General features: G+C 72.0%; 13 protein-coding genes. 5 read left to right on the plus strand and 8 right to left on the minus strand.

Going from position 1 to position 15,718, the window contains the following annotated elements; translation table 11 throughout:
• Nucleotides 1–44: 44 nt before the first annotated feature.
• The gene (locus AWQ68_RS10270) at nt 45–1,463 is read right to left on the minus strand and encodes a class II fumarate hydratase (RefSeq protein WP_066938269.1); all 1,419 of its coding nucleotides are present in this window, start codon (nt 1,461–1,463) and stop codon (nt 45–47) included.
• Between the two features lie 270 nt (nt 1,464–1,733).
• On the opposite strand from AWQ68_RS10270, the gene AWQ68_RS10275 reads away from it, so the two are divergent.
• The gene (locus AWQ68_RS10275) at nt 1,734–2,330 is read left to right on the plus strand and encodes a DUF6879 family protein (protein WP_066938272.1); all 597 of its coding nucleotides are present in this window, start codon (nt 1,734–1,736) and stop codon (nt 2,328–2,330) included.
• Here AWQ68_RS10275 and AWQ68_RS10280 read toward each other — a convergent pair.
• Entirely contained in the window at nt 2,314–3,111 is a 798-nt protein-coding gene (locus AWQ68_RS10280; protein WP_066938274.1) for a type 1 glutamine amidotransferase domain-containing protein, read from the minus strand. The two genes, AWQ68_RS10275 and AWQ68_RS10280, sit on opposite strands and share 17 nt — an antisense overlap.
• Before the next feature lie 143 nt (nt 3,112–3,254).
• Between AWQ68_RS10280 and AWQ68_RS10285 the strand changes: the two genes are divergently transcribed.
• Entirely contained in the window at nt 3,255–4,121 is an 867-nt protein-coding gene (locus AWQ68_RS10285) for a LysR family transcriptional regulator (protein WP_373281517.1), read from the plus strand.
• Between the two features lie 29 nt (nt 4,122–4,150).
• Here AWQ68_RS10285 and AWQ68_RS44165 read toward each other — a convergent pair whose 3' ends face one another.
• From AWQ68_RS44165 to AWQ68_RS40645, 4 genes are all read right to left on the minus strand, one after another.
• Nucleotides 4,151–5,695 carry a serine/threonine-protein kinase gene (locus AWQ68_RS44165; protein WP_066938279.1) on the minus strand — a complete coding sequence of 515 codons (1,545 nt, stop codon included), beginning with the start codon at nt 5,693–5,695 and terminating at the stop codon, nt 4,151–4,153.
• Nucleotides 5,696–5,737: 42 nt separating this feature from the next.
• Nucleotides 5,738–6,874: a serine/threonine-protein kinase gene (locus AWQ68_RS10295; protein WP_066938281.1), complete on the minus strand. Its 1,137-nt coding sequence runs from the start codon at nt 6,872–6,874 to the stop codon at nt 5,738–5,740.
• A gap of 411 nt (nt 6,875–7,285) precedes the next feature.
• A complete protein-coding gene (locus AWQ68_RS10300) occupies nt 7,286–8,962 on the minus strand; it encodes a fumarate hydratase (protein ID WP_066938284.1) in 1,677 nt (558 codons plus the stop codon).
• Nucleotides 8,847–9,974, minus strand: coding sequence for a DMT family transporter (locus AWQ68_RS40645; protein ID WP_245655842.1), 1,128 nt, complete (start codon nt 9,972–9,974; stop codon nt 8,847–8,849). Before AWQ68_RS40645 ends, AWQ68_RS10300 begins: the two co-directional genes overlap by 116 nt.
• Before the next feature lie 68 nt (nt 9,975–10,042).
• On the opposite strand from AWQ68_RS40645, the gene pdxR reads away from it, so the two are divergent.
• Nucleotides 10,043–11,416, plus strand: coding sequence for a MocR-like pyridoxine biosynthesis transcription factor PdxR (gene pdxR, locus AWQ68_RS10305; RefSeq protein ID WP_066938287.1), 1,374 nt, complete (start codon nt 10,043–10,045; stop codon nt 11,414–11,416).
• A 93-nt stretch (nt 11,417–11,509) separates the two neighbouring features.
• A complete protein-coding gene (gene iolB, locus AWQ68_RS10310; protein ID WP_066938289.1) occupies nt 11,510–12,301 on the plus strand; it encodes a 5-deoxy-glucuronate isomerase in 792 nt (263 codons plus the stop codon).
• A gap of 28 nt (nt 12,302–12,329) precedes the next feature.
• On the opposite strand, the gene AWQ68_RS10315 is transcribed toward iolB, so the two are convergent.
• Nucleotides 12,330–13,532 (minus strand): MFS transporter, encoded by a 1,203-nt coding sequence (locus AWQ68_RS10315; protein ID WP_066938292.1) that lies wholly within the window; start codon nt 13,530–13,532, stop codon nt 12,330–12,332.
• 252 nt (nt 13,533–13,784) lie between these two features.
• Here AWQ68_RS10315 and AWQ68_RS10320 point away from each other — a divergent pair, with 252 nt between their 5' ends.
• Complete coding sequence (locus tag AWQ68_RS10320) at nt 13,785–14,447, plus strand: DUF1707 SHOCT-like domain-containing protein (RefSeq protein ID WP_245655843.1); 663 nt, start codon at nt 13,785–13,787, stop codon at nt 14,445–14,447.
• Between the two features lie 170 nt (nt 14,448–14,617).
• Here AWQ68_RS10320 and glpX read toward each other — a convergent pair whose 3' ends face one another.
• Nucleotides 14,618–15,646 (minus strand): class II fructose-bisphosphatase, encoded by a 1,029-nt coding sequence (glpX, locus tag AWQ68_RS10325; RefSeq protein ID WP_066938294.1) that lies wholly within the window; start codon nt 15,644–15,646, stop codon nt 14,618–14,620.
• Nucleotides 15,647–15,718: the final 72 nt, after the last annotated feature.

Here is a 15,718-nt window from a genome sequence, read left to right on the forward strand (position 1 = left end):
ATATATGCGGCACTTTCTATGTGGCTCTGCCGAGGCCTCGCGGTCTACCGGGTGGGGTCACCGCCCTCGGACCCCTCGGGCCGGGTCATGGACAGGACGTCGAGGACCTCGTCCAGCCGCTGCGCGCTGATCGTGCCGTTCGCCACGTGCCCGCGCTCGACGACCACCTGGCGGATCGTCTTGCGCTCGGCGAGCGCCTGCTTGGCGATCCTGGCTGCCTCCTCGTAACCCAGGTAGCGGTTCAGCGGGGTGACGATCGACGGCGACGACTCGGCGTACTCCCTGAGCCGGTCCACGTTGGCGGTGATCCCGCGCACACAGCGCTCGGCGAGCAGCCGCGAGACGTTCGCGAGCAGCCGGATCGACTCCAGCACGTTGCGGGCGATCACCGGGAGCATCACGTTGAGCTCGAAGGAGCCGGAGGCGCCCGCCATCGTGACCGTCGCGTCGTTGCCGACGACCTGCGCGGCGACCATGGTGACCGCCTCCGGGATCACCGGGTTCACCTTGCCCGGCATGATCGACGACCCGGGCTGGAGGTCGGGCAGGTTGATCTCACCGAGCCCGGCCCTGGGGCCCGAGCCCATCCAGCGCAGATCGTTCGCGATCTTGTTGAGGGAGACGGCGACGACCTTGAGCGCGCCCGAGAGCTCGACCAGCGCGTCCCGCGCGCCCTGCGCCTCGAAGTGATCCCTGGCCTCCGTGAACGGCAGGCCGGTCGCGCGGCCCAGCTCCTCGATCACGGCCGCGGCCCAGCCGGGGTCCGGGGTGTTGATGCCGGTGCCGACGGCGGTGCCGCCCAGCGGCAGCTCGGCGAGCCGGGGGAGCACCGCCTGGATCCGCTCGATGCCGAGCTCCATCTGCGTGGCGTACCCGCGGAACTCCTGTCCGAGCGTGACCGGAGTGGCGTCCATCAGGTGGGTCCGGCCGGACTTCACGACGTCGGCGAACTCGACCGACTTCTCCTCCAGCGCGGTCGCCAGGTGTTCCAGCGCGGGCGTCAGGTCGTGGGTGACCGCCTGCGTCGCGGCGACGTGGATCGACGACGGGAACACGTCGTTGGACGACTGCGCGGCGTTGACCTGGTCGTTGGGGTGGACCGGCCGTCCCAGCCGTTCCGCGGCCAGTGTCGCGATCACCTCGTTGGCGTTCATGTTCGACGACGTGCCCGAGCCGGTCTGGAACACGTCCACCGGGAACTGGTCGTTCCACCGCCCGGCCGCGACCTCCTCCGCCGCCTCGCGTACGGCCCGGGCCATGTCCTCGCCGAGGACGCCGTACGCGGCGTTGACCGTGGCGCAGGCGGCCTTGATGCGCCCGAGCGCCGAGATGTGCGCGGGGTCGAGGCCCCGCCCGGAGACGGGGAAGTTCTCCACCGCCCGCTGCGTCTGCGCCCCCCACTTGGCCGAGGCGGGCACCCGAACCTCACCCATGGAGTCGTGCTCGATCCGGAAGTCGTCCATGCTCCTGTCCTATCAAGAGCCCGTCGCGTCCGTTCCGCCCGCCCGGCGGCGGCTCTGTCTCCGGTTCCCGGCGGGGACGGCGCCGGCCCGGCCGGCGGCGGAACTCGTCCTTGACTGGCCTGTGGAATTTGTTGATCGTGAAACTTGACGAGGCCCCAGGGAAGGGCCGTCCGGCGCGGCCGGACACGACGCCGTGGAGCGAGGGAACGGATCGCGGCGACCGGGCGGACGGCCGGCTGGGGCACCGAGCCGCCGATCTGAAAGGGAGACATGGATTTCGTCGACACTGTGCGGAACGCGCCGGCGCGGACGCTCCCCGTCGAGGAATACCAGGCCGAGTTCGCCGAGGTGTACGCCTCGGTGACCGAGCCGGCGCTCAAGCTGGAGCGGGCCCAGCATTTCGACGAGGAGGACTTCCCCAGCTGGGTCGCGTTCCTTGAGGGCGACTGGAACCGTTCCCTCGCGCTCCTCCGGGAGACCCGGGACGCCCTCGTCGACTACTACCGCAGCCACGCCGAGTTCCGGCGGGTCCGGATCGCCGAGAGCCCGCTGACGCCGTACATGCGATGGGAGATGCACGCCTTCGTCGAGCGGGTGGCGGCGGGGGAGCGGATCAGGGTCCTGCCCGCCGCCGAGGTGGCCGATCTGGAGCGTTCTGGGCCGCTCCCCGAGCTGGTGATCCTTCGCCCGGACCGGATGTACGAGGTGCTCTACGACGCGGGAGGGGTGCACACGGGCGCGCGGCGCATCACCGACCCCGAGGTTGTGGCGTACGCGCGCGGCGTGGTGTCCTCCCTCTTCGGCCGCGGCGAGGAGCTGAGGGCGTTCTTCGCCCGCGAGGTCGCCCCGGTCACGGCGCGCTGTTGATCGGCCGCGCCGGAGTTCCCGATCCCGCTGCCGCGGCCGGGCGCGCCACGAAGGCGTCCATGACGCCGCCACCCTCGCTCACTCGCAGGCTGACGCGTTCGGTGTGAAGCGGCGGAATCAACTCGACCACCGCTTCGGCCACACCGCGCGCCGAGGCCGGGTTCTGCCCGGTGACGAGGCGGCCGTCCCGGACGACGTGCGCTGTGAACGCGTCGGCCGGGACGTGCCGCGCGCCCTGCTCGATGAGCCGGTCGGCCAGCAGGAAGGGCACCACCCCGGTGAGCCCGACCGCCTCCTCCTCGGCATTGGTGAAGGCGGCCACCCGCTTGCCGTCGATCAGATGGGAGTCATCGGACAGCGTGACCCCGACGAGGGCGGCCGGGCCGTGGCAGACGGCGGCGACGACCCCGCCGTTCTCGTAGATCCGCCGGGTGAGCGTGCCGAGCGCGGGATTGTCGGGGAAGTCCCACATGGAGCCGTGACCACCCGCGAAGAAGATCGCGTCATAGCGGGACGCGTCCACCGCATCGGGAGTCGGTGTGTCGGCGAGCTGGGCGGCGATGCGGGGGTCGTCCAGGAAACGCCGCTGCGCCGGATCTGTGAGGTCTTCGCCGTCGCGCGGTGGTCTGCCTCCGGCGACGCTGACCAGGTCCACCTCGTGGCCGGCGGCGGTGAACACCTCCCACGGGTGGGCGGCCTCCGGCAGGTAGAACCCGGTCGTGCGCCCGGTCTCGCCGAGGTCGGCGTGGCTGGTGAGAGCGATCAGGATGCGCTTGGGCACGGGTTGTGCTCCTTTGGGGCGATGGGTGAGGTGCCTCTTCTGGTGAAGGAGACCCAGATCACCACCCACCACACCCATCGGCATCCAATAGGAATCGACCCGTGATGCCATCAGATTTCTGATAGATATCGAGTCTCGTGGGCCTGTCTTTCGATCTGCTGCGTACCTTCCTCGCCGTCTATCGGTCGGGGTCGGTGACCCGCGCCGCAGAGTTGCTCGCGCTCTCCCAGCCCGCGGTGACCGCCCAGGTCAAGGCCCTTGAACAGGCCCTGGGGCGGCCTCTGTTCGACCGGTTGCCGCGGGGCATGGCCCCCACCGTCGCAGCCGACCAGCTCGCCCGGCGGATCGCCGCACCGCTCGACGTGTTGGAAGAGGCGGTCCTGGGCGACCTCAGCGGTCCAGCGGAGGCGTTCGGCCGTGCCGTACATCTGGGCGGTCCGGCCGAGTTGGTGTGCTCGCGCGTGCTGCCCTCGCTCGCCTCGATGGTCACCCAAGGGCTGCAACTGCGCGTGACCCTCGGCCTTCCCGACGAATTGCTGGCCGCGCTCGCCGACGGCGGCCTGGACCTGGTCATCTCCACGACGCGGCCACGGCGCCGGGGACTGCGGGTGGAACCCCTGTGTGACGAGGAGTTCGTGCTGGTCGCGGCCCTGGGCTGGAGCGGCCAAGATGTGGAGCGGGCGCCGCTGGTCGCCTACGCGGAGAACCTGTCCATCCTGCGCCGCTATTGGCGCACGGTTTTCGACACCCGCCTGACCCGCACCCCGGCCCTGGTCGTGCCGGACCTCCGCGGTGTCATGGCGGCGGTCGTCGCGGGTGCCGGCGTCACCGTCCTGCCGCGCTACCTATGCGCGGCTGAACTGGCGGACGGCCGGCTGCGTACGCTTCACGAACCCCAACTGCCCCCGATCAACACGCTCTTCCTGGTCTCCCGCGCCGGCGCGGCGCATCCGGCCGCCCGTGCGGTTCACGGCCACCTGCTCCTCCAGGGCTCTCTGTGGCCGGGATGACCCGGCATCGTGGAGTTCGGACACTCCGGTCAGCCGCGCAGGGCCGTCATCGCGACGACGACGAGGACGAGGAACGCGACGACCGCGATACCCATCAGCAGGAGCACGCGGATCCGCCCGGCCCGGTCGGGCGTCGGAGTGGCGTGCATGGCGAACAGGTCGGTGCCGAGGCCGCCGCGACCCGGGGGGACGGGGCCCTGCGGCAGGTGCGCGACCGGTGTCTGGGAGCCGGGCGGCGTCGGGCCCTGGTCGCGCGGCGCCTGGCGGGGCAGCAGGCCGCCGACCGCCGCGTCGCCGCGTCCGCTCCGGTCCACGGCCTCCGCCGCCGAGCGTCCCGGGACCGGGGGTCCAGCGGGCGCTCCCGCGCTTCCCGGCGCGTTCCCCGTGGCGGCGGCCGCAGGGGACGCGGGCCGGCTCGGCGGCTGCTGGGCCTGCGGAGCTTGCGGGGGCTGCGGGGAGGCCGGGCGGGCCGAGGCGGGCGGCGGGGGAAGCCGGAGCCCGGACTTCGGCCGGATGACCAGCATGGTCTTGTCGGTGTCGACCTCCCCGGCCGGCTCAGGGGGAGAGCTCGGGGCCGGTGGCTCGGAGGGAGAGCTCGGGGGCGGTGGCTCCGGGCGAGGGTTCGGGGGCGGTGGCTCGGGAAGAGGACTCGGGGCCGGTGGCTCCGGGTGAGGGTTCGGGGCTGGCGATTCCGCGGCTCTGGTGGGCCGCTCCCGCTCCAGCCGCCGTACCGGAGGCGTGGCGACCGACGCCGCGCCGATGGGCGTGTCGGCGACCGTGCGCAGCATCGCCGCCGCCCGCTCGGACGTGAGCCGCAGCGTGTGGTCCTTCTCCAGCAGGCCGTCGAGGACGGGGCGGAGCGGACCGGCCTGGGTCGGCGGGTCGGCCGACTCGGTCATCAGCGCGCTCAACGTCTCCGCGACCGACGCCCGCTCGTACGCCGGGCGGCCCTCGACGGCGAAGTACAGGGTCGCGCCGAGCGACCAGAGATCGGACTCGGGCCCGGCGTGGTCGCCGCGGGCCCGCTCGGGCGCGGTGTAGCCGGGGGAGCCGATCACCATGCCGGTCTTGGTCAGCGCGCTGTCGCCCTCCGCCTTGGCGATGCCGAAGTCGGTGAGCACGACCCGCCCGCTGTCGGTGATCAGCACGTTGCTCGGCTTCACGTCGCGGTGCAGGATGCCCTGGGCGTGCGCCGCGCGCAGCGCGTCGAGCAGGTCGTAGCCGACCTCGGCCACCAGGCGGGGCGGCAGCGGCCCCTCGTCCTCGATGACCTGCTCCAGCGACCTGCCCTCGACGAGCTCCATGATGATCCACGGGCTGCCGTCGATCTCGATGGCGTCGTAGACGGTGGCGACCGAGGGGTGGCTGATCCGGGCGGCCGCGCGGCCTTCGCGGATCATGCGTTCCCGGAGCTCCCGCCGCTGTTCGGCGCCGAGGGCCGGATCCTGGCGGATCTCCTTGACGGCGACGTCGCGCCCGAGCGTTCGGTCGAAGGCCCGCCAGACGGTGCCCATCGTGCCGCGCCCCAGCATTGTGGTCAGTTCGTACCGGTCGATGAGCAGCTTGCTCCCCATGACATGAAAGATATCGATTCCGCCTTGGGGAGCGCTTTCTGGTCAGTTGAGAAAACTTTTCGGCCAGAATCGCCGGGGCAGGAGAATCTGGATCACCATCCGCAGCACCCGCACCGCCGAGTTCCGCGACTTCGGCCGCTCGACCGGCTTGCGGTGAACGCCTTCGGCGGGGCGGCGCCGCTGTACGGGCACCTCGGCCGAGTCCTCGCGGAACTCACGCTGGAACGCGTGCGGCGGCGTGCGCGGCGTCGGCCGCGACTCGGCGCGGTGCTGTCCCCGGTGGGTGGGGCGGCGGACCGCAGGCGGCAGAGCCGCGGGTGAGGGCCGCATCGGCCGGTGGGCGACCGGCTCCTCACTGGTGCCGCCCGCCGCGATCCGGGCCAGCGCCACCGCGGCCCGCACCCCGTCGAGCCGCGCGTCCGGGTCGATCTGCAGCAGGCCGCGCAGGACGGGGGCGAGGGGGCCGGCCCGCTCCATCGGGATCGGCGCGCCACTGGTGAGCGCGGCCAGCGCGGCGGCGGCGGTGCGCCGGCCGTGCAGGCCGCGCCCCTCGACGGCGGTGTACAGCGTGGCCCCGAGCGACCACAGGTCGGCGGCCGGGCTGGCCTTGGCCCCGAGCACGCGCTCCGGGGCGATGTATCCGGCGGAGCCCAGCACGATGCCCGCCTGGGTGATCGAGACGTCGCCTTCGAGCGCGGCCAGCCCGAAGTCGGTCAGCACGGCCCGGTCGTCGGTCACGAGCACGTTGCTCGGCTTCACGTCGCGATGCAGGATGCCCTTGGCGTGGACGGCGCGGAGCGCGCCGAGCACCTGCCGCCCGATCTCGGCCGCCCGCTGGGGCGGCAGCGGGCCGACCCGCCGGACCAGCTCCTCCAGCGACTGCGCCCGAAGGAGCTCCATCACGATCCAGGGGCGGTCGTCCTCGGTGATGACGTCGAACACCGTGATGACCGACGGGTGGGCGACCATCGCGGTGGCCCGGCCCTCGCGCTCGGTCCGCGCGCACAGCTCGGCGCGCAGGTCCTCGTCCAGGACGAGCGGGAGCCGTACCTCCTTGACCGCGACCTCTCTGTCGAGCAGTTCGTCGCGCGCCCGCCAGACCGTGCCCATGCCCCCGCGCCCGACCGGCTCGACAAGCCGATACCTCGCGGCGAGCTGGTATCCGGACGGCGCACGCATGGGTGGCAGCTTACCGATTTGTGTAATGCGACCAGTAGAGACCATGCCGCGAAATTGTTGAGATCTTTTGTCAGATCTTTTGACTGGCGTCATGACAGGACGTGGCGTCCGGGCCGGCCTCTCCGGCCACTGGAGGGGAGGGCGCGCGGTCTTCCCCGTCGACGAGGACCAAACGAGCGCCTTCACCAGCGAAAACGAGCCGACGGACGAGCGGTCGGAAGATCGGCGGGCGGGCCGGATGTCATCGGGACATGACAGGAAGCCGGAGTGTCAAGTCAGAGCCCTTGTCGAGGACGCCGGTGGCCGTGACCGCGCCACCGTGCGCCTCCACGAGCTCGCGGACGATCGCCAGGCCGAGCCCCGCCGCCGGCACCGATGTGATCGGCGCCGGCGGCCGGGCTGAGGATGCCGTTACTTGGCGCCGTTGCGGGTCGGGATGCCGACGAAGGTGGCGCCGCCGTCCTGCTGCCGCTGGTCGAAGAAGTCGTTGCCCTTGTCGTCGACGACGATGAAGGCGGGGAAGTCGACGACCTCGATCTTCCAGACGGCCTCCATGCCGAGCTCGGGGTACTCCAGGACCTCGACCTTCTTGATGCAGTCCTGGGCGAGCCGCGCGGCCGGGCCGCCGATGGAGCCCAGGTAGAACCCGCCATGCTGCCGGCACGCCTCGGTGACCTGCTTGGACCTGTTGCCCTTGGCCAGCATCACGAACGAGCCGCCCGCCGCCTGGAAGCGCTCCACGTACGAGTCCATGCGCCCGGCGGTGGTGGGGCCGAACGAGCCGGAGGCGTACCCTTCGGGGGTCTTGGCCGGGCCGGCGTAGTAGACCGCGTGGTTCTTCAGGTATTCGGGCATCTCCTCGCCCGCGTCCAGCCGCTCGGCGATCTTCGCGTGGGCGATGTCGCGGGCGACGACGAGGGGGCCGGTGAGGGAGAGCCGCGTCTTGACCGGATACTTCGTGAGCTCGGCGAGGATCTCCGACATCGGCCGGTTGAGGTCGATGCTGACCACGTCGTCCGAGAGCTGCTCGTCCGTCGTGTCGGGCAGGAACCGGGCCGGGTCGGTCTCCAGCTTCTCCAGGAAGACGCCCTCAGGGGTGATCTTGGCCAGGGCCTGCCGGTCGGCGCTGCAGCTCACCGCGATGGCGACCGGGCAGGACGCGCCGTGGCGCGGCAGCCGGATCACGCGCACGTCGTGGCAGAAGTACTTGCCGCCGAACTGGGCGCCGATGCCGAGCTTCTGGGTGAGCTCGAAGACCTTCTTCTCCATCTCAAGGTCGCGGAAGCCGTGCCCGCTGGTCGACCCCTCGGTGGGGATGGTGTCGAGGTAGCGGGCCGAGGCGTACTTCGCGGTCTTGAGTGCGAACTCGGCGCTGGTGCCGCCCACCACGATCGCCAGGTGGTACGGCGGGCAGGCGGCGGTGCCGAGCGAGCGGATCTTCTCCTCCAGGAACTGGAGCATCCGCTTCTCGTTCAGGACGGCCTTGGTCTCCTGGTAGAGGAACGACTTGTTCGCCGATCCGCCGCCCTTGGCCATGAACAGCAGCTTGTACTCGTCGGCGTGCCCGTTGGGGTCCTCGGCGTACAGCTCGATCTGGGCGGGGAGGTTGTTGCCGGTGTTCTTCTCCTCCCACATGGTCAGCGGGGCCATCTGGGAGTAGCGCAGGTTCAGCTTGGTGTAGGCGTCGTACACGCCCCGGCTGATGTGCTCGGCGTCCTGACCGTCGGTGAGGACGTGCCGGCCCCGCTTGCCCATGACGATCGCGGTGCCGGTGTCCTGGCACATCGGCAGCACGCCGCCGGCGGAGATGCTCGCGTTCTTCAGCAGGTCGAGGGCGACGAACCGGTCGTTGGCGCTGGCCTCCGGGTCGTCGATGATCTTGCGGAGCTGGGCGAGGTGAGAAGACCGCAGATAGTGTGAGATGTCGTGGATGGCGGCCTCGGTGAGCAGGCGCAGCGCCTCCGGATCGACCTCAAGGAACCTGCGGCCGGCCGCCTCGGTGATCCGCACCCCCTCCGTGGTGATCAGACGGTATTCCGTCTCGTCCGTGCCAAGCGGCAGCAGGTCGGTGTAGTCGAACTCGGGCATCGTCTTCGATCCTCTGGTGTCTCGCCTGTTCCTCCGAGCGGAGGATATGCCCGTCGGCGCGCGGGCGTGGCCGAGGGGGCCGCCCGCCGGTACGCGGGCGTGGCCGAGGGGGCCGCCCGCCGGTACGCGGAGCGAGTCCGAGCAGGATGCCCGCGACGACCACGGCGGCCCCGCCGACGTCCGCGAGCGAGGGCACGCCGAGGCCGAGCACCACCGAGGTCACGAGGGCGCCGATCGGGATCATCCCGGCGAACAGCCCCGCGCGGTCCGGCCCGAGGCGGGGGAGCGCGCTGTACCAGAGGAAGAACGCCACGGCGGTCACGATCACCGCCTGGTAGCCGATGCCGAGCGCCTCGGCCGTGGTCGGCATCCGCAGTACCGCCGCCCCGTCCAGCACGAGCCCGATGACCAGCAGGTACGGCACGGCGAGCGCCGCGGAGTAGGCCGAGACCCGGACGGCGCCCAGCTTCGGCAGCAGCGGGAGGGCGAGCAGGGAGAACAGCGCCTCGCAGGCGAGCGCGCCCAGTGACCAGAGCAGGCCGGGCAGGTTGCCGCTGCCCAGGCCGGTGGCCAGGGTGGCCCCCGCCATGACGACGAGCGCCGAGGCGACGATCCGCGGCGACGGCGCCGAGCGGGCGCCCCCGCCGAACAGCGGGCCGACCAGGGCCAGCACCACGGGCGACGCGCCGAGGACGGTCCCGGCCAGCGTCGGGCCCGCCGCGATCGCCGCCTGGACGAGGCAGACGTTGAAGATCGCCAGCCCCGTCAGGGAGAGCGCCGAGAGCAGCGCGAACTCCCGTGCTGTGAGCCGCAGGAGGGAGAGGCCACGGGCGCGGGCGACGGCGAGCAGGACGGCCGCGCCGACGGCGTAGCGCAGGGCCTGCCCGCCGTACACCGGGTACGTCGAGATGAGGTCGGACACCGCGGTGAGCGTGCCCACAAGGAACATTCCGACCGTCGCCCGGATCGCCGCCGGCCCGAGCACGGTGCGGGTGCTGGTTTCTGTCGTCACGGTTGGCGATGCTAGGAAGACATTGGCTCTCTCAATGAGTCCAATCAGACGTCAAAATCGAGGACCAATTGACCGATCTCCATCTCGTCGTCGATCGGAGCCGGGGCGGCCTGGCCGGGCAGATCGCCAGTGAGCTCCGGGAGTCGATCCGCTCGGGCCGGCTCGGCCGGGGCGCGCGGCTGCCTCCCAGTCGCGATCTCGCCAGGGACCTCGGGCTGTCCCGCGGCGTGGTCGTCGAGGCGTACGAGCAGCTCGTCGCGGAGGGCTTCCTGGAGGCGCGGGTCGGCGCGGGCACCCGGGTCGCGGCCGGGCCGGTGCCGCGGCCTGAGGAAGGCGCCGCCGAGCCCGGGGCGAGCCACCACGGCCGCCGCCCGACGTCTCCGGACCTGGCCGCCTTCCCGAGGCAGGCGTGGCTGGCCGCGATCCGCCACGTGCTGGCGACCCTGCCCGGAGACTGCCTCGACTACGGAGACCCGGGGGGAGTTGCCGAGCTGCGCGAGGAACTGGCCGGCTACCTGCGCCGGGTGCGCGCGGCGGACACCGACACCGGGCGCGTGGTCGTCGTCACCGGCGTCGCCCAGGGGTTGAGCCTGGTCGTGCGGGCGTTCGCCGAGCACGGCGACCCATTGGCGGGCGGCGGTCCGGTCCTGCTCGCGGTCGAGGAGCCGACGAGCCCCCGGCAGCTCCCGCTGCTCCGGCGGGCCGGCGCGCGCCTGGTCGGGGTGCCGGTGGACGCCGAGGGGATCCACGTGACGGCGCTTGCCGGGACGGGGGCGCGGGCGGTCCTGCTCACCCCGGCCCACCACTACCCGACCGGGGTGGTGCTGTCGCCGCGCCGCCGGGCCGAGCTGATCGCCTGGGCCGCCGACACCGGCGCGCTCATCCTGGAGGACGACTACGACGCCGAGTTCAGGTTCGACCGGGAGCCGGTCGGCTGCCTCCAGGGACTCGCCCCCGACCGCGTGGTCCTCGCCGGAAGCGTGAGCAAGTCCCTCGCCCCCGGCCTGCGGCTCGGCTGGCTCGTGGCGCCCCCGGCCGTCGCCGCCGCCGTACGGCGGGCCCGGGGTGAGCTCGATCTCGGCTCTCCCGTGATCGACCAGTACGCCCTGGCCCGGTTCATGCGCACCGGCGGGTACGACCGGCACCTGCGGCGGATGCGCAGGGAGTACCGGCGGCGGCGGGACGCGCTCGTCCGCGCCCTGGCGGAGCAGCTGCCCGAGCTGACGGTGCACGGCATCTCCGCCGGCCTGCACCTGTACGCGGAGCTGCCCGGCGGGTGGGACGCGCAGCGCACTGCGGAGGCGGCCCGCACCTGCGGCCTCGCCGTCGATCCGCTCCCGTCCGGCCTGGTGATCGGCTTCGCCCGGCTCTCCGAGCACCGGATCGCCGACGCCGTACGGGAGCTGAGGGCGCGGACAGATGGTCAGAATGTCTGGACATAATCTTGACCCGAACGCGTGCCGTCCGGGATGGTGGACAAGCGGCACCGTGCGGATCTCCCGCGCCGCGCGCGGGCCGCTCGACGAGGAGACGAGATGACGCACATTCCCGCGGGTTCCGCGCCCTCCGGACGGTGGAGCCTGGAGATCACGCCCGAGCTGGCGGGCTGGGTGTACACCGGCCTGCGCGTCGTCGAGCTGGGGGATGAGCCGGTCGAGTTCGCGACCGGCCCGGAGGAGATGCTGGTCGTTCCTCTCGCCGGGTCCTGCGAGGTTGTGGCGGACGGCGTCCGGCTGGAGCTCGCCGGGCGGCGTTCGGTCTTCGAGGGGGTCACCGACTTCGCGTACCTGCCGATCGAGGCGTCGGTGCGCCTGTCCGGCGAGGGCCGGATCGCCCTGCCCGCCGCCCGCGCCACCCGGCGGCTCCCCGTCCGGTACGGCCCGGCCGACGGGGTGCCGGTCGAGACGAGGGGCGGGGGAGCGGCGACCCGCCGGGTCAACAACTTCTGCGCCCCTGAGGCGTTCGAGTGCGACCGGCTGATGGCGGTCGAAGTGATCACGCCCGGCGGCAACTGGTCGTCGTACCCGCCGCACAAGCACGACACGCCCGGCGGCCACGAGGCCGTCCTGGAGGAGATCTACTACTTCGAGGGCGGGCCCGGCTACCAGCGCGTCTACAGCTCGCCGGGAAACCCCATCGACGTGCTCGCCGAGGTCGGCTCCGGCGACGTCGTGCTCGTGCCGTACGGGTATCACGGGCCCTCGATGGCGTCCCCCGGGTACGACCTCTATTACCTCAACGTCCTCGCCGGGCCGGGCGAGCAGCGGTCCATGGCGTTCTCGGACGATCCCCGGCACGCGTGGATCCGCGAGTCCTGGAACCGCTGACCGCTCGCGCGACCACGAGGACGCCGGGTCACGTGGTCGAGGTCGCGGGCGTGCGGGGCTGGAAACCGCGCGCCAGCAGGATGATCACCGCCGCCAGCACGAGCGGCGCGGCGAACGCGACCCGATAGTCGGCGGCCTCGGCGATGCCACCGACCAGGGCCGCTCCCACGATGAAGCCGACATAGTTGAACATGTTGACCCGCGCGATGGCCACGCCCGTCCCGGCGGGGTCGAGCCGTCCGGCGGCCGAGAACGACTGCGGGGCGACCACCGACAGGCCGACCCCGGTGAGGGCGAAGCCCGCGATGGCGAGCGGCTGGGTGGGCGCGGCCACGATCGCGACGAAGCCGACGGTGGCGACCGCCCCGCCGATCCTGACGATCGCAGCCGGGCCGTACCTCCGGACGGCGAGGTCGCCGCCCACCCTGACCAGGAACGTCGTCGCCTGGTACGCACCCAGCGCCAGCGGCACCACGGACGCCGACGCGTGCGTGACCTTGTCCATGAAGACCGAGCCGAAGTTGGAGATCGACGCGTCGCCCACGTAGAGGAAGGCCATCGCCAGGCACAGCGGGATGATCGGCTTCCAGGGGAACCGCGTCTCGGCGCGCGTGACCTCGGGGGTCGCGTGCTCCTCCTCGGGACGGCAGAGCCAACGTGCGGCGACGACCGCGACGGCGGCAACGGGTGCCATGGCGATCGCGAAGGTGGCCCAGAGGTCCAGGCCCAGCTCGGCGGCGGCCGACGCCCACAGTGCGCCGATGACGGCGGCCCCGCTCCACAGCGCGTGGAACCCGGTCAGGATGGCTCGGCCGTACCGGCGCTCGACGGCGACGCCCTGCATGTTCATGCCCGCGTCCACGCCGCCGAGGCCGACGCCGAACAGCACGAGGGCCGCCACGAAGAGGGGGACCGTGGGGGCGAGGCCGGCCAGCACCACGGCGGCGCACGTCAGCGGCTGGAAGGCCTGCAGGATCCGGCGGCTGCCGTACCGCGCGGCGAGCGTGCCGGCCAGCACACTGCCCGCGCCCGCGATCACCGGGACGATGAGCAGCAGGATCGTCAGCTCGCCGTCGCTCAGCCCGTGCTTGCGCTGGAGCGCGGCGACCTGCGTGAGCAGCGTCGCGAACGTGAGCCCCTGGACGAAGAAGACGGCGAACGTGGCCAGCCGCGCCTGGCGGTCGCGTTCGGTGGGGCGCGATGGGGACGATGGCGGCGTGGACGTCGGCAACGCGGCCTCCGAGGGGGGGAAACGTGAGGGGTGTTCAGGTTATGACCCGCCGATCACGCGGTCAATGGTCGAGACAAGTGCCGTCGGTCCCGCACATCACGGCCGTTCGCCCTGCCTCGACCAGCTTCGTGCGGCGGGCGAGGGTGTCCAGGGCAGGAGACGGCGTCGTATGTCCCATGGCGACGGGGAGGTGGGGAAACGATGCCCGCCCGGACTGGTCCCTTCGAACGCGGCAGCGCTTAGGCTCGACGTGTGAGCTTCGAGTCCCGCGCGAGTAACTTCATCTCCGCATTCCTGGGCTCCGGGCCGTCCGGAGCCGCCGGACCGGCCGGTCCCTCCCCGTCCGAGCTGCGGGCGTCCGACGCCGACAGGGAGCAGGTGATCGGCATCCTGCGAGACGCCCTCACCGACGGACGGCTCAGCCTCACCGAGCACGAGGAGCGGGTGGAGCGCGCCTACGCCGCCCGCACGCTGGGCGATCTCGTCGGCCTCACGGTGGACCTCGTCCCGCCGGAGCGCCAGCCCTTCCTCATGGACGGCCGTCCCGTCGTCGCCCTCTTCCGTACGGAGAATCGCGGCGGCCGCTGGGTCGTGCCCTCGGAAGTGCCGGTCACCTCGCTCGGCGGACGGGTCACGATGGACCTGTGCGAGGCGCTGCTGCAGTCCCGCCACGTGGTCGTGCGGCTCGCGGTGATGGCCGGGACCGTGACCCTCGTCGTCCCCGAGGGGGTCCGCGTCGTCAGCGCGCCGGACGCCCGGATCAAGACGTTCCAGGACGAGGTACGGCTGCCGCCGGGCGCGACCGGCCACGCGCCGGACGCGCCCGTCATCGAGCTCGCGGGTTTCGTCTACGGCGGGAAGGTCGTCGCCCGGTCTCCGAAACGCCCTAAGAAGGGGTTGTTCCGCCGCTCCTGACCGAGCACGGTCGATCGGCCGCACACAGACGGGACCGGTGTCGCCCGGAGGGCGGACACTGAGGCCGTCGCAGCGTCAAAGTCCGGCACTCCCTGAGAAGAGAGCTTCAGCCGACAGCGGCCACGTCGCCCGCCGGGCGGAGCGATGGACGTCCCGAGGAGGCGCGGCGGTCAGACGGCGGTGTCGAAGTTGATCGCGCTGTAGGCGCTCAGCTTCCAGAGCTGGTGCTCGCTCTCGATCTTGCGGATCGTGCCGGAACGGCCCCGCATCACCAGCGAGTTCGTCACGGCCGCCCCGCCCTGGTAGCGGACGCCCGGCATCAGCTCGCCGTCCGTGATGCCGGTCGCGGCGAAGAACACGTCGTCGGAGCGGACCAGGTCGTCCGTGGTCAGCACCTGGTCGAGGTCGAGACCGGCGTCGAGGGCCTTCCTGCGCTCCTCCTCGTCGCGAGGCCAGAGCTTGCCCTGGATGACGCCCCCCATGCACTTCATCGCGCACGCGGCGACGATGCCCTCGGGCGTGCCTCCGATGCCCAGCATCAGGTCGACGCCGGTGCCGGCGCGGGCGGCCATGATGGCTCCCGCCACGTCGCCGTCCGTGATGAACCTGATCCGTGCGCCGGTTTCGCGGATCTCCTTGACGATGCTCTCGTGCCGGGGCCGGTCCAGGATCACGACCGTCACGTCGGACGGCTTGGCGCCCTTGGCCCTCGCCACGGCGCGGATGTTGTCCGCGACCGGGGCGTCGATGTCCACGGCGTTCGCCGCGTCGCGGCCGGTCACCAGTTTTTCCATGTAGAACACGGCGGACGGGTCGTACATCGATCCGCGCTCGCTGACCGCGATGACGGAGATCGCGTTGTTCATGCCGAGGGCGCACAGACGGGTGCCGTCGATCGGGTCCACCGCGACGTCGCACCCGGGGCCGGTGCCGTCTCCCACTTCCTCGCCGTTGTAGAGCATGGGGGCGTTGTCCTTCTCGCCCTCGCCGATCACGACGACGCCCTTCATGGACACCGTGTTGATCAGCTGTCGCATGCCGTTGACCGCGGCTCCGTCCGCACCGTTCTTGTCGCCGCGGCCCACCCACCGTGCCGCCGCCATCGCGGCCGCCTCGGTGACGCGAACCAACTCCAGGGCGAGGTTGCGGTCGGGAGCGCGCTCCCCGGTCGCCAGCGCTGCCGGTACGTGATCAGCCATCGTTCCCCTTAAGTGTGGCGTCGTAAGAGTTGATGTTAGTGGCGTATGTCGTTCTTGTCCGATTGGTCTGGA

The sequence above is a fragment of the Microtetraspora fusca genome (assembly GCF_001570365.1).
Taxonomy (GTDB): domain Bacteria; phylum Actinomycetota; class Actinomycetes; order Streptosporangiales; family Streptosporangiaceae; genus Microtetraspora; species Microtetraspora fusca.

Excerpts from the sequence above, each read along its gene's own strand:
- AWQ68_RS10270 (WP_066938269.1), bottom strand. The coding sequence starts at position 1,463 with ATGGACGACTTCCGGATCGAGCACGACTCCATGGGTGAGGTTCGGGTG.
- AWQ68_RS10275 (WP_066938272.1), top strand. The coding sequence starts at position 1,734 with ATGGATTTCGTCGACACTGTGCGGAACGCGCCGGCGCGGACGCTCCCC.
- AWQ68_RS44165 (WP_066938279.1), bottom strand. The coding sequence starts at position 5,695 with ATGGGGAGCAAGCTGCTCATCGACCGGTACGAACTGACCACAATGCTG.
- AWQ68_RS10295 (WP_066938281.1), bottom strand. The coding sequence starts at position 6,874 with ATGCGTGCGCCGTCCGGATACCAGCTCGCCGCGAGGTATCGGCTTGTC.
- AWQ68_RS10300 (WP_066938284.1), bottom strand. The coding sequence starts at position 8,962 with ATGCCCGAGTTCGACTACACCGACCTGCTGCCGCTTGGCACGGACGAG.
- iolB (WP_066938289.1), top strand. The coding sequence starts at position 11,510 with ATGACGCACATTCCCGCGGGTTCCGCGCCCTCCGGACGGTGGAGCCTG.
- glpX (WP_066938294.1), bottom strand. The coding sequence starts at position 15,646 with ATGGCTGATCACGTACCGGCAGCGCTGGCGACCGGGGAGCGCGCTCCC.